The sequence below is a fragment of the Maribacter sp. HS genome (assembly GCF_048059195.1).
GTDB lineage: Bacteria > Bacteroidota > Bacteroidia > Flavobacteriales > Flavobacteriaceae > Maribacter > Maribacter dokdonensis.
The window spans coordinates 271,038-285,517 of sequence record NZ_JAYLVV010000009.1 but is presented as its reverse complement, the minus strand read 5'-3'; the positions used below and the strand labels follow the sequence as shown (position 1 = coordinate 285,517).

Genomic DNA, 14,480 nt, shown 5'->3' with positions numbered 1-14,480 from the left:
TCTTTATATCCATATTTAAAATAGGTGGATTATGGAAAATATAGATGCTGCAAGACTACAAATGGCGTTTACCCTTATTTTCCATATTGTGTTCGCCTGCATTGGTATGGTTATGCCATTTTTTATGGTGGTATCCCACAAAAAATGGTTGAATACACGCAATCCCATTTACCTTACGCTCACAAAATCATGGCAAAAAGGTGTTGCCATTTTCTTTGTTACAGGTGCCGTATCCGGTACTGCACTTTCCTTTGAACTAGGTCTCTTGTGGCCTGAATTCATGAAACATGCAGGTCCTATTATTGGCATGCCATTTTCATTAGAGGGTGCAGCATTTTTTGTGGAGGCCGTTGCTTTAGGATTTTACCTTTACGGATGGAAAAAAATTCCTGAAACTTTTCACTGGTTCACCGGTATCATCGTAGGTATATCTGGAGTAATGTCCGGTATTTTAGTAGTTTCCGCCAATGGTTGGATGAATGCACCTTCCGGTTTTGATTACATTAATGGCGAATTCTTAAATATAGATCCGGTAAAAGCACTATTTAATCCTGCATGGTTTACCCAAGCTTTGCATATGACCTTAGCCGCTTTTACGGCTACAGGATTTGCCGTAGCAGGTATTCATGCTTACCAAGTTTATAAAAAACGTAATGTTGAGCTTCATAAGAAAGCATTTAAAATAGCCATAACATTTGCCGCCATAGCTGCTATTCTACAGCCCTTGAGCGGAGATCTTTCTGCCAAGGATATTGCAGAAAGGCAACCCGTTAAATTGGCTGCCATGGAAGCGCATTACGAAACCAAAAAAGGAGCTCCACTCTATATTGGCGGAATTGTGGATAACGAAACTCAAGAGGTCAAGTACAAGCTGGAAATTCCCAATGCCCTATCCTTTCTTGCTTTTGGTGATTTTAATGCCGAAGTAAAAGGATTAAATGATTTCCCTAAAGATGAGCAACCTAATGTTGCCATGGTCCATTATGCTTTTCAGACCATGGTGGGACTAGGCACACTTTTAATGATAGCGGGAATGCTATTTTTTGTAGCCAAGTACAAAAAGAAATCTTGGTTCAATATGCCAAAATTCTGGTTGTTGTTTGCTCTTTTAGCTCCATTGGGCTTTGTTGCCCTTGAAGCTGGTTGGATCGTTACCGAAGTTGGTAGGCAACCTTGGATCATACACAACATTATGAAAACCAAAGATGCCGTTACCCCAATGCCAGGTATTGTATTTAGTTTGTACACTTATATAGCTGTATATACCATATTGACCATTGCGGTAACATGGTTAATGGCAAGGCAAATTAAATTCTTGAACAGTGTTAAAACCAATGAAGCATGATCTACGTTGTACTAGCCTTTCTTGCCATTTCTTTATTGCTCTACGTTTTACTGGCAGGAGCAGATTTTGGCGCGGGGATCATTGAGTTGTTCTCCTCTAAAGAAAACCAAGCTATCAATAAGAAGACCGTCTACCAAGTAATGGGTCCGGTTTGGGAGGCCAACCATATTTGGATTATTATTTTAATCGTGATTCTATGGATTGCCTTCCCCCATTACTACAACATTTTAGTGCTCGCACTACATATTCCATTGACCCTGGTGTTACTGGGTATAACCCTTAGAGGTGTGGCCTTTGTATTTCGATATTATGATGCCTATAAAGACAGTTCACAAATTTTATATGATTGGATGTTTAAAACCTCTAGTCTAGTTACCCCAATATTCTTAGGCCTTACCATGGGCGGCGTGGTCAGTGGAGACATTATTAATCCATCACAGATGGAAAACCATAGTTTTTTTGAAGTTTATGTACACTCTTGGTTCAATGTTTTTTCTATTTTAACAGGATTCTTTTATGCAGCCCTTTGTGCTTTCTTGGCATCGGTATTTTTAATTGGTGAGGTAGATGACACCAGTAAATCCATGTACATGAGAAAAGCCTCTATAGCAACTATAGTAGTAGTTTCTTTGGGTTTTATAACATTGGCATATGGGTATTTGTCAGGTATCGCTTTTGTTGTAGATTTCATTAGTAACATCTGGTCTATCTCTGCCATTGTAGTTTCCGGCATTTTATTGTTTCCGCTATGGAAAAGTATTAAATCCGGTAGAAGAATCATCTCTAGGGCATTGGCAGGCATTCAAATATTCTTTATTCTATTTGCGGCTACCATTACGCATTTTCCTAACATACTTTTCACCACCACAGGTAGCATTAGCATTTATGAACAACCTGTTCCTGATAGTGTTATGAACGTTTTGGGCATTTCTTTACTTGTAGGCGGTGTCTTAATTATTCCAGGTCTTTTCCATTTACTAAAATCTTTTAAATTGATCAAACTCTTAGAGCGCTAACTTGTGTAACATTGGTTACCAAGCAAGTGTTTTAAATTCCATTTCTTTGCGTTTCAAAATATGACTATGAATTTTATTTACGATCCTTGGCCATGGTATGTGGTCGGACCTTTAATTGCCTTAACCATGTTTGTACTACTGTACATAGGCAAACAATTTGGCATGTCTTCTAACCTTAGAACCATGTGTTCTATTGGTGGTGCCGCAAAATATTCCGATTTCTTTAAGTTCGATTGGAAAGCACAACGATGGAATCTAATTGTTGTTCTTGGTGCTGTTATTGGCGGATTTATCGCTTCTCAATTTATGTCCAACAATACGGTAAAAATAAATCCTGAAGTTGCACAACAACTTTCAATGGATTACGGAATTGAAAGCGCGGGTGAAGCTTATTTACCTACGGAGCTTTTTGCCTCTGAAAACTTAACTGATCCATTTGTACTTGCCGTGCTAATTTTAGGCGGATTCATGGTTGGGTTTGGTGCTCGTTATGCGGGTGGTTGTACCAGTGGTCACGCTATATCCGGACTAAGTAATTTACAGTTGCCTTCTTTAATTGCCGTCATTGGTTTTTTTATTGGCGGCTTGGTTATGATTCACCTTTTATTCCCACTAATTTTTAGTTAGCATGAAGTATTTAAGTTATTTGACCATAGGTATATTTTTCGGCATCATCATGTATAAATCTGAAGCTGCTTCGTGGTTTCGTATTTATGAAATGTTTCAATTTGGCTCCTTCCATATGTATGGCATTATTGGCTCAGCCCTTGTTTTAGGGGTAATTGGCGTTCAGATTATTAAAAGAAATAACATCAAAGCCATTGGAGGAAAAGAAATGAACTTGCACCCCAAAAGAAAAGGTGTGACCAATTATTTGATCGGTGGAATCATTTTTGGTTTAGGATGGGCGTTGGCAGGTGCTTGCCCTGGTCCTATGTATGTTTTGGTAGGCGCTGGTTACTTTTCTATCTTAATCGTAATTGCAAGTGCTATTCTAGGCACATTCGTTTACGGTTTGCTAAAGGACAAACTACCACATTAAAACTGATTTAACTTTGGGATGATAATTTTGGAGACAACCATAACCATCCAATTCCCAATAGAAACAATATATAAAGTAATAGTAGCGATATAGGACGGTTCACCATAACTGTCCTATTTTCCTTTATTTCTTTACCAAACTTTTTAGTATTAGCAGCTCTTGTATTCGAGGCACTTAAAGATTTCCAATCATCGGCATCGTAAACGTAATAGGAAAATTGAGTGGTACTGTCGCCTTCTACTTTCAAAGTATTCCACCCTGTTTTCTTCGGATAGATAGTTGCCGAATATTTAAAAGACGCATTTCCGTCTTGTAGCAATGGAATACGTTTTTCTTCAGTATTCAATACCTGAAAATCTTCCAAACCGGTACGTAATACAAAAGAATATGGCTCGCCCACTTTTGGCAATTCCGTTTGCGATTGCCATGCTACCGCCTTTTCTTTTCGTTGAACAATCTTATCTAAAATCTGAGTCCAAATGCTCTTATAGGGGTGATCCTTTCCCTGCAACAATAATTGATAACTATTTAACAATGTTGTGGTTGCAACTCTACCCAAACCCAATTGCTTGTAATACGATAATTTTCCAAGTTCATTTGAATCTATAGCATTCACAGTAAATGTTTCATTAAATGTAAAAGGATATTTTTCTAGGTTGATGGTATTATTGGGCAATTGTACCTCATTTATGCCATCGCTTTTAAAACTAAAATAAGGCATTGCTTTACCAAGTTTAAACAGTAGTTCCGTTGGTTGAATAAAATAGCCTAATCCATTTTCACGTATGCTATGTTCAAAGCGATTTTTTACCGTTTTTCCGAAATTGAAATAGGTTTCGGTATCTGTAATAACCACATTGAACTTACTTAAGCTTCCCTCGGTAAATTGATAAATTGGCGATGCTTTCGTATTAAAATACTCGAACTTATACTTGCCTTTTGTCAACTGACTACGAACCGTAACTTCATACCCTTCATCCGCTAGAAAATTCTTGAGGTATTTTGTTTCAAATGTTGGAAAAGTGTTTACGATCAACACACGAATAGGTTCTTTTTTACGAATTGTAATTGGAAGCGGATTCGATGCTAACATCTTACCCACACTATCTTTTTCGGATAACTGAAAAATAAAATCACCACTAACTTTTGGTATTGTTTTTAAAGAGAAATTATGCAAACTCTTATCTTCTAAAGTAATAGAATCCAACCCATTACCGCGTGAATCTTGCAATACCAAAATGGAACCTGACTTCGATTTAGCATAAGTTCCGTTTAGCTTTAACTCATCCCCTAAAACAAGATGATCATTAAATTTTACCTTGGTAATTCCTGATAGAATTTCGTTAGCTAAATAACTTGTGGGTATACTATCAAACTTATAAAAATCGTAGGGTGCTACCCCATCGCCAATAACAACCAGACTTGTGAGCGAATCTAAAGCCCTACGAACCGATTGCTTGTGATTATATTCCAATACCTGAATCCCCTCATAAATAGCCTCTAAACTATCTTGTTGTGCCGTTCGGTAGCCTTCGGTTAAAAGTAGTCCTTGCTTGTGCTGTACTTCTACTTCTTTGCTAGGTTCTAAAATAATTAAAATTAAGGCGAGCAGCGTTATAAATGCAACTATAGCATTTAAAGTAAACCTGCCCTTGTTTCGTGTTTGCCATTCCTTAAAAATAAACGCAGCAAATACCAATACACCACCTGAAATAATAGGTAGTAGCAATTCTTTCTGTACAAACGAAATTCCATCAATCATAAACTTCCAATTGTTTTAGAAATAGTGAATTGATTTCGTCTGTGTACACTTTTTCAGATCCGGGCACCTGCGGTGTACTTGGCAAAGCCAGTAACAATCCTTTTTGAACGAATCGGTAATTTTCAATGGTTCTTCCTGTGTTGTTCTCTATACTTTTTAGCCCTTGCAGTACCTGCAAATATTTACTCGGGTTTTCTATTGCCAATTGTGCCAGTTTGTTGCCTGCAGCGGTAAAAAGTATAGTATCATCCTCTTTAAACTCCTGTTCGCCATGTACCAACTGTTCCAATCGGCTAACTGCGTTTATAATGGCTTCAAAAGGTTGGTCTGCACTAGTAGTTTCGTTTTTACTATAATTTTTAATGTCCTTTATTTTTCCGGTAAGCCTATTTTCCTCCTTAATCGGTGGTGGATCAAACCCTATGCGATGCACATAAATACGGGCACTGTTTTTAATTTCTTGAATATATTTTAAAGCCTCGTATTGAAATGGCAACGACTTTTCTGGCTCGTACAATCGCAAATGTAATTCGGCATCCCACATGATACTTAATGCCTTTCTTAATTTGGTTTTTAACGATTCTTCAAACAAGGTAGATTCTTCTGGATCATCATGATTATGAAGGTAATCATGTAAAGGGTCTTCTGGTTCTTCGCTTGTTTCTTCATGTTCGTGCCCATGCTGTTCTACCAAGTTATGCTCGTTATCACCATCATGGTCATGCATAAATTCTTTTAGTATATTTTCTTGATCTTCAGCATGATCATGGTCTTCACCTTCTTCATGACTTTCGATCACGGCAGGTGCTTCTTCTATCTCAGATTCATCGCCCATAAACTGTCCGTATTTAAGGCGCAACGCTTTTTGGTCAAACCCCAATTCATTACTTCTCGATTTAAATTCTTGAATTGAAATGCTGGGTTTATCCTTTATTAATTTCTCGGTGTCAATAATCAATTGTCGCTGACTTCTAAAATAATCGGGCATTTGGTCTACGCCTAAAGTTCCTTCTACACCAAATTGCTCTCCTACGGTATCTTTGATTACTGCAAAATACGTTTCGCTTCGTGCCACATTACGCTTCGGCTGTTTTTCATCAAAGGCTTCTATATAAAAATAAAGCTCGTCGCCTACTTCCATTTTCAAGGCATTCAGATCTAGTGTTTTGGTGGCTCGTAAAGATTTGGTCCCTTTTGAAATGGCTTCCTTAAAATTCAATTTTTCTTCCCTAAACTTTACAGACTCTCCCGTTCCTTTACTTACCGTTGCAATAATATAGCTTTCATCAATTCCAAAATCATCTGTAATGGTACTTTGCAGTTCTACCAATTTTTTATCGGAAAAATTAAAATAGGTGTATTGCTCCAATCCTAAAATCTCTATTTCTGGCGGATTATCCGCTACAGCCTCCAACGAAAATAAATCGGATGTAAACTCTGTTCCTTCTTCATTTTGAAATTTGAAACTATAAAAACCTGATGCTGTTAAAGGCAATTGCACTTGATAACCTGTTTCTGATTTTTGCATAGGCTTTAACTCGCCCATCACATCTAATACCGGTGCTACCACTGCAGCATCAAATTGTAACTTCCATTGAATTTTAGCTCCGGTAACTGCCTTTATATTTGGATCTGCTGTAGTTTTACTCCCCAATCTTGTGTACGATGGATAAATAACCCGTATTTCCTGCTTTTCAATTGCCGGAATACTGCTTTTAACTTGTACACTATCCGTTGCCACGAACTGAATTTGCTCGGTATTTTTTGGATTGTTCAGCTCGTCTACTACCCCGCGAAATATAGCCAATTTGTGCAATACAAAGCCAAGTAATATACAACCTAGCATGACTAAAAATGCTTGTTTCAGGGCGTTTGGCGGACTTATATCTCCCAATCTTTTGGTGAGTTCTTCCGAAACCTTATAGCGTTGTAATCTGGCTAAATTGGATAAGCTGTCTTCTGGTTGTAACAGCAGCCCCGTGCTGAATGATGCTTCTGAGACGTGGGCATCTACATAGGAACTTGTAGCGTTCAAATTATGCTTCCAAGGTTTTTTTATGAAGACAAAAAGTAACACGCCTATAATAAATGACGCCATGCCAAACCAAACATTCTCAGTAATAAAATAGCATAGCACGGCAATTCCCAAGGCATACAGAACAGCCTCGGCGTATGACAACAACTGCCATCGCTTTTGAAATTTCACCAAGTGTAGTTTGCCCTGCTCCATCACTGTTTGCGTTTATATGCTACAAAGCGTTCTACCAATAACAATACTAAGAGGATTAACCATAAGTACGGATTCACATTCTGACTTGCCAATTGCCTTTCGTTTTTCTTAGTATCATTAACTGTGGTTTCCAATTCAGCCGCAGTTACCGAACGATGATCCACCTCAGCTACAAATTTTTCAACTTCACCATTGATATCCAGCATTTGCAACAATTGCTCGGTTAATCCCTCCGTAACCGCATTCTCTGAGTTTATGCGTTTGGTCAAATAGAAACAATGCTTCTCTACGCCGGGAATTACCATTGATTGCGATAGCGCATCCTCTTTGAAGGCTAATAACTTTTTTGTCGTTTTAGGAGAAGGTTTTGCACTAAGCCAGATGATGGCATCTGCTTCTTTGTTCGATACTACTTCAATATCTAAGCTAGATTCTACCTGAATCTCCCTATCCAAATAAATGGAAAGCGCCTTTAAGGCTGCTTCCATATACGATTTGTCCTTCTGTAAACTATCAGTATAAAAAAGTGCTATTTTAATGGGGTTCTGAACATACACAGGAACTTTCTCTACCGGATTCTTTCCTGCAATTACTAAGCTATCGCCATTATCGTTAAGTGTAAATTCATCGCCTAAGTTGATATTTTTTTTGCTGACTTGGGTGGCGACGGGCGTACTTTTAGCGGTAAACAATTGTAAACCGTTCTTCTTTTTATAGGCTAATAAAGGTGCCTCCTTCGCTAATGCGGAATCAATGACTACCCAATGCATCTTATGCTTGGTTTCTGGTCTGGCTCCTTTTAATCCCTTTGCAAAACCCTTGGTAAAGACAACAATACTATCGGTCTGCAGGGCATCCATTTCAGATGCCAAAGCCCAATAATCAGGTAAGAAATGCTGCGTAGTTATGTCTTGTTCTTTTTCCTTTAACGGCAAGCCTTTCTTCAACAGTCTAATTTCTTGATCATCGGTTATTTCATTGAAGCGAGACATAAAATCAGTATGCTGTACCAGCTCTGGTTCAATGATGTAAGTCAGGGATGTAGTACTCACTTTTGAATGCCATTGTGGTTTTGCCATCAACAATACTAATAGCGAAATGATGCCCATGCGTAATACCAATAACCAACATTCATTCAATTGAATACTGCTAGATTGTTTTGATTTTGATTCTGATAACCACTGTACACTACCAATTTTTATGGTCTTTGCTTCCTTTTTACTCCATAAATGGATGGCTATGGGAACCAGAAGTCCCAATAAAGCCCATAGATATGAAGGATGTGCAAATGACATACTAACCGATTCTTTTTCGTTGTTTTAAAAATAACTGAAGCGCTTCGCCCAAAGGTGCATCCATTCTAAATACATGATGGTCTATTCCGTTAGAAAGCAATTCTTCTTTTATACTTTTCAATCTGTTTTCAAGGGCATTTAAATACTCGGTTTTTGCCTGCTGCGTATCTACCTTTATTCTTGCCCCTGTTTCCCAATCCTCAAAAGTGATGTTAGCACCGTAATTGAAATCCATTTCCGCAGCACCCATAATTTGCAATACCACCACCTCGTTCTTGGCAGATTTTAGTCCCTTTATAAATTTTGAAATCTCTTCACCGGTTTCATACATATCGGTCAAGAAGAAAATCAGCTCCTTCCCTCCTCTGTTCGGTATGCGCTTGTTTGAAATATGGGCTGCCGGCCACTTGCCAGTGTTTGAGAGTTTAATCAATTCTAACAGCAACCTGTTGTAATGTTTTTTATCCGCTTTAGGATATATGCTAATTGCATCTTTTTCATTTAACGCGAATAAGCCCACCGCATCACCTTGCTTATGCGCCAAATACGCTAAGGTAGCCACCAACAAGCGAACAAAGTCTACCTTTGACAATTCGGTTTCTTTGTGCAACATAGATGCACTGGTATCTACAATAAACTTAATGGTTACCTGACTCTCAATTTCCGATTGTTTAATATAATACCTGCCCGAGCGTGCCAACATTTTCCAATCCAACAGCCGTAAATCATCACCGGGTTCGTAACCTCTGTACTGACTAAATTCCATTCCAGGACCCACACTGGCACTTCTATTTAAACCCGCCGTAAAGCCCTCTACCACAATGCGCGATATTAAGGAGAGTCCCTCAACCGTATTGATGACTTCTGGTTTTAGTAAATCTTGATAGTCCTGTTTTGCCATAAACTCGATAATCGAGAGTTATTATTTACCTTTTAGTTGAATGGCACTCAGTAAATGTGTTGCCACTTTATCAGAGGTAATGCCTTCCGCTTCTGCCCTGAAATTCACCAAAACCCTATGTCGAAGTACGGGCAATGCCACTGCTTTTATATCATCTAATGTTACCGCTAACCTACCTTCTAACAAGGCATTAGCCTTTGCCGTTAAGATCATAGCTTGACCTGCACGCGGACCTGCACCCCAATCTATCCAGTCTTTTACATACGCATCGGTCGTGGTTTCTGGGCGGGTTGCCCTGATGATATCACTCACAAAACTGATGAGGGCATCACTGATGGATACCTCTCTTACCAACTGTTGCAAACGCACGATATCATCGCCCGAAATAACTCGGTTCAACTTCTTTTTAAAGGTACCCGTGGTCGCTTTTAAAATGGCTTCTTCATCTTGCTGTGTAGGATATCCTATTTTGATGTACAACAAGAATCTGTCTTGTTGTGCTTCTGGTAAAACAAATGTACCAGACTGCTCAATGGGGTTTTGTGTAGCCAGTATAAAAAATGGCTTATCTAACGGATAGGTTTTATCTCCGTAAGTTACCTCAAACTCCTGCATAGCTTCCAGCAAGGCTGCCTGTGTTTTTGGTGGCGTACGGTTAATTTCATCCGCCAGGATAATATTAGAGAAAATAGGACCCTTATTGAACTTAAAGAACTTTTTACCCGTAGTATGGTCTTCTTCTAAAATCTCTGTCCCAATAATATCCGAAGGCATTAGATCCGGCGTAAACTGTATTCTTTTAAACTTTAAATCGATGGCATTTGCCAAAGTCCTGATCATTAATGTTTTTGCCAAACCGGGAACCCCTTCTAACAATGCATGACCACCGGCTAAAAACGTAATCAGTAATTGCGATACGGTTTCTTCCTGCCCAATAATCACTTTCCCGATTTCTTGCTTTAAGGCACTTAATTTACCGGAAAGCATTTCTACCTCATCTGCAATGCGTTGTAATTCTTTATCCATTCAAAAATATGTTTATGAGGTTAGGGCATACATGACAATGTTTACCCCAAACCGTGTATTGTCTATTTTGTACCAACGTTTGTTTCTAAAATCATAATCCCACTCGCAACCGTAATCCTTATTACTGTACAGCACTCCTATTCTACCGTTGATGACTATTGCCTTTAAATAATCGTGCACCAAATCATCGCCCCAGCCGTTCAGCTCTTGTGATGTGGTGGGCGGACCGTCTTCAAAATCAAAGAAAATGGTATAGATTTCATGGTCATTGGGTATTTTTTTTAATTCCGACGGACCAAATATTTCTTCCATTTGCCGCTCAAAGGATTTTGCGAACAAGCCGTCTATATCGTGATTGCAGTCATCTGCAAAAACAAAGCCTCCGTTGCGCACATACTTCTCAAAATTCTCTTTTTCCTTCTTGGTAAACTCTACCAACTTATGACCTGAGATATAACAAAACGGACTCTTGAAAATATCATCGCTTGCCAAAGTGATTATCTTCTCTTGTGTATCTACTTTCAAAGTGGTGTACTCCACCAATGAATTCAACAGATTGGATGGCATGCGCTGATCCACATCCCAATCACCGGACTCATACTGTAATCTCGTAAAGAAAAATTCGTTGCTCAAGGGCAAGTAATTAATGTTTTTATTCCGCTTGAAAAAAGAAAACTGGCTGATGTGAGGTGTCACAATCAACCAGTTTATAGTGCTTTATGATGCCTTATACCGCATCTGAAAGACTGGTAAACGTAAAATCGCGCACCTTCATATAGGGTATTAAATTACCATTGATACGTACTTGTTTTCCTAGGGTTTCTAGATTGTTCAACATGATGATCGGACTCTCATTAAACCTGAAGTTTTTTACAGGATATTTAATTTCACCGTTTTCAATGTAAAACGTTCCGTCTCTGGTAAGTCCCGTATATAATAAGGTCTGTGGATCAACGCTACGTATGTACCATAAACGTGTTACCAAAATTCCTTTTTTAGTGCTCTTGATCAAATCCTCTAAACTGGCATCGCCACCAGCCATAATTGCGTTCGACGGAAAAGGAACTGGCTCCACACCTTTTTCCTTTGCCCAAAAACGGTCATACGCCAAGTTCTTCACCACTCCGTTTTCAATCCAACTTGTCTTTTTTATAGGTTGCCCCTCTCCGTTCCAAGTAGCTGTAGGTACTTCTGGGTGCAATGGGTCCGAATAAATATTAACGCGCTCATCCACTATTTTCTCCCCAATCTTATTTTTACCTTCAGGAGCGGACATAAAACTCCTTCCCTCATCTGCAGAACGCGCGTTTAACGAACGGAACATGTTACGTAACAAATCTGCCGAGGCAGCTGGTTCCAATATCACCGTATATTTCCCTGGCTCAATTGCTTTCGCCTCTCTTGAAAGTACTGCTTTATCAATTGCGGTCTTTGCGGCTTCATCGGCATCGAACTTATCTACATCGTTAAAATCTCTTGTTACCCAACCAGAACCGGTACCGTCATTGGTACGCATGGTTACCGTAAACTCTAAATCTGTAGATTGATTGTAAGCGAATAACCCCTTAGAGTTGATCATAGCGCTAAAACCTGCCGAATCGTTTAAAAATCCTGCTGCGGTAACATCTTTTGCAGCTGCAGGTACAATACTGCTACTGGCTACTTCTGCTCTATACTCCGGCGTTATGTTTGCTGTTGACTCGCTATATGTGATCGATTCATCATACTCTTGTGGACCTAAAGGTTCCATAAACTCCGGATTCTCAGGAGAAAGTTGTGCCAACTCTTCAGCCCTTCTCACCACCTTTTCCAATGATGCATCATCGAACTCATCAATAGTTGCCGTACCTGATTTTTTACCGAAGCTAGACTGTACCGCCAAGCTTTGGTTAGAACTGTACCCCGATGTAGATACTGTATTTCTTGCATATCTTATATTACCACTATTATACCCGCTTAAATTAATCTCGCAGGTATCGGCTTTGGAAAAGCTCAATGCCTTCTCCAATATTTTTCTTGCTTCTTCTTTTGTATAAATTGCCATTGTTGTTCTTTTTAGAGTGAAACAATTAAATGTTTCTACCTGTGTTAATTACGTTTACATCATTGAACCTGGCAGTAGAACTACCATGAGATACAGCGCTCACCTGAGAAGGCTGCCCTTTACCATCGAAGAACGTACCGAACAAACGGTAATCATCCTTATCGCAAATCTTAACACATGAATTCCAAAATTCTTGGGTGTTGCTTTGGTAAGCTACATCTTCTAACATACCTACAATTTCACCATTTTTAATCTCGTAAAAAACAGTACCGCCAAACTGGAAATTATAACGTTGCTGATCAATTGAGTAAGAACCTCTACCAGCAATATAAATACCTTTTTCTACATCCTTTATCATTTCGGCAATAGAGTACTTTTCTTTACCTGGCTCTAATGATACGTTTGGCATACGCTGAAACTGAACATCGTCCCAACTTTGTGCGTAGCAACAACCGTGAGATTCCTCTTCACCGATCATATGTACTTGGTCACGTATGGCTTGGAAATTTGTTAATACGCCGTTACGCACCAAATCCCATTTTTTAGCTTTCACACCTTCATCATCATAACCCACAGCGCCTAAAGAACCCACTTGGGTCTTATCCGCAACAAGATTTACAATGTCGCTACCATATTTAAAGTTGCCCGATTTTAATTTATCCAACGAGGCAAAACTTGTACCTGCGTAGTTGGCTTCGTAACCTAATACACGATCCAATTCCAATGGGTGACCCACAGACTCATGAATAGTTAAACCTAGGTGATTAGGCTCTAAGACCAAATCATACTTACCGGCATCAACAGATTTTGCCGTTAGTTTTTCTCTTGCCTGTTTTGCTGCGATAGTGGCATCTTCTACCATGTCATAGCTGTTTCTATACAAACGCAATCCAGCAGGACCATCAATTTTCTCAGATTCCAATCCGTCTAAATACTCATAGCCCATACCTACTGGAGCACTCATATTCTCCCTGGTCTTAAAAGTACCGGCAGCCTTGTCTACAGCAGTTACTCGTAGTGTTGGCCACAAGCGGTGAATATCCTGATCAATATAAGAACCGTCAGTGGAAGCAAAGTACTTTTGCTCGTTCACCATAAATAAGGCGGAGTTTACAAAGTTTGCTCCGTTATCCAAAGCAGCGGCATTTGCACTTAGCAAAAGATCTACCTTTTCTGAAACCGGAACTTCTTTAAAATCTTTTTTGATCGGTGTTTTCCAAGACACCTCTCCGTATGCGTTTACGGGAGCCAACTTCACCGGTTCTTTTTGAATTTTAGAGTTTGCTTTTGCTATGGCAACTGCCTGCTCCGTCGCTTTTTTAATACCATCTTCAGTAACACTATTGGTAGAAGCAAAACCCCATGTACCGTTAGCGATTACACGTATACCTATACCAAAGGATTCTGTATTGACCACGTTTTGAACTTTGTCTTCCCTAGTGAATACATACTGATTTAAATACCTGCCAATACGGGCATCTGCATAGGTAGCGCCTAATGATTTGGCAGTATTTAAGGCAACATCTGCCATTCGTTTTTTCACCAAGGCATCCATACCTGGTTCCAGTAACGCCTCTGTAGGGATGTCGTTACCTAGCAATAATGATGGCATCATCAATGCTCCGGCACCCAACCCGGCGTACTGTACAAAATCTCTTCTTTTCATGTGTTAGTTTTATAGTGTTTCAATGTTGTTAGCGTTGTTCTTTGAGAAAACAACTATTTCTAACTTAATCATATGAAAATTGAACTACCTAATTGAGTTCTTCTTGCGATTGAGCTAGAAATATTTTAACTGAATTATTCGTGCTCCCTAAAA

At 39.2% G+C, this 14,480-nt stretch carries 12 protein-coding genes; 4 read left to right on the top strand and 8 right to left on the bottom strand.

Going from position 1 to position 14,480, the window contains the following annotated elements; translation table 11 throughout:
* Nucleotides 1-31: 31 nt before the first annotated feature.
* The 4 genes from VBZ51_RS17445 (at nt 32) to VBZ51_RS17430 (ending at nt 3,403) form a co-directional block, all read left to right on the top strand.
* On the top strand, nt 32-1,345 hold the full coding sequence (locus VBZ51_RS17445; RefSeq protein WP_074674353.1) for a cytochrome ubiquinol oxidase subunit I: 1,314 nt from the start codon (nt 32-34) through the stop codon (nt 1,343-1,345).
* Nucleotides 1,342-2,361 carry a cytochrome d ubiquinol oxidase subunit II gene (locus tag VBZ51_RS17440; protein ID WP_416577768.1) on the top strand — a complete coding sequence of 340 codons (1,020 nt, stop codon included), beginning with the start codon at nt 1,342-1,344 and terminating at the stop codon, nt 2,359-2,361. Before VBZ51_RS17445 ends, VBZ51_RS17440 begins: the two co-directional genes overlap by 4 nt.
* Nucleotides 2,362-2,427: 66 nt before the next feature.
* Nucleotides 2,428-2,988, top strand: a complete 561-nt coding sequence (locus tag VBZ51_RS17435) for a YeeE/YedE family protein (protein WP_416577767.1) — start codon at nt 2,428-2,430, stop codon at nt 2,986-2,988.
* 1 nt (nt 2,989) lies between these two features.
* The gene (locus VBZ51_RS17430; RefSeq protein ID WP_416577766.1) at nt 2,990-3,403 is read left to right on the top strand and encodes a DUF6691 family protein; all 414 of its coding nucleotides are present in this window, start codon (nt 2,990-2,992) and stop codon (nt 3,401-3,403) included.
* Between the two features lie 7 nt (nt 3,404-3,410).
* Here VBZ51_RS17430 and VBZ51_RS17425 read toward each other — a convergent pair whose 3' ends face one another.
* The 8 genes from VBZ51_RS17425 to VBZ51_RS17390 all read right to left on the bottom strand — a co-directional run bounded on the left by VBZ51_RS17425 (nt 3,411) and on the right by VBZ51_RS17390 (nt 14,327).
* The gene (locus VBZ51_RS17425) at nt 3,411-5,165 is read right to left on the bottom strand and encodes a hypothetical protein (RefSeq protein WP_416577765.1); all 1,755 of its coding nucleotides are present in this window, start codon (nt 5,163-5,165) and stop codon (nt 3,411-3,413) included.
* On the bottom strand, nt 5,158-7,395 hold the full coding sequence (locus tag VBZ51_RS17420) for a tryptophan-rich sensory protein (RefSeq protein WP_416577764.1): 2,238 nt from the start codon (nt 7,393-7,395) through the stop codon (nt 5,158-5,160). The genes VBZ51_RS17425 and VBZ51_RS17420 overlap by 8 nt, the downstream gene beginning before the upstream one ends.
* The gene (locus tag VBZ51_RS17415) at nt 7,395-8,690 is read right to left on the bottom strand and encodes a BatA domain-containing protein (RefSeq protein WP_416577763.1); all 1,296 of its coding nucleotides are present in this window, start codon (nt 8,688-8,690) and stop codon (nt 7,395-7,397) included. Before VBZ51_RS17415 ends, VBZ51_RS17420 begins: the two co-directional genes overlap by 1 nt.
* 1 nt (nt 8,691) lies before the next feature.
* Nucleotides 8,692-9,591, bottom strand: coding sequence for a DUF58 domain-containing protein (locus VBZ51_RS17410; protein WP_416577762.1), 900 nt, complete (start codon nt 9,589-9,591; stop codon nt 8,692-8,694).
* Between the two features lie 21 nt (nt 9,592-9,612).
* A complete protein-coding gene (locus VBZ51_RS17405) occupies nt 9,613-10,617 on the bottom strand; it encodes an AAA family ATPase (RefSeq protein WP_416577761.1) in 1,005 nt (334 codons plus the stop codon).
* 12 nt (nt 10,618-10,629) lie between these two features.
* On the bottom strand, nt 10,630-11,250 hold the full coding sequence (locus VBZ51_RS17400) for a DUF4159 domain-containing protein (RefSeq protein WP_089260575.1): 621 nt from the start codon (nt 11,248-11,250) through the stop codon (nt 10,630-10,632).
* A 94-nt stretch (nt 11,251-11,344) separates the two neighbouring features.
* Nucleotides 11,345-12,661: a TldD/PmbA family protein gene (locus VBZ51_RS17395; protein ID WP_210707928.1), complete on the bottom strand. Its 1,317-nt coding sequence runs from the start codon at nt 12,659-12,661 to the stop codon at nt 11,345-11,347.
* A gap of 25 nt (nt 12,662-12,686) precedes the next feature.
* A complete protein-coding gene (locus VBZ51_RS17390; RefSeq protein ID WP_416577760.1) occupies nt 12,687-14,327 on the bottom strand; it encodes a TldD/PmbA family protein in 1,641 nt (546 codons plus the stop codon).
* Nucleotides 14,328-14,480 lie beyond the last annotated feature (153 nt).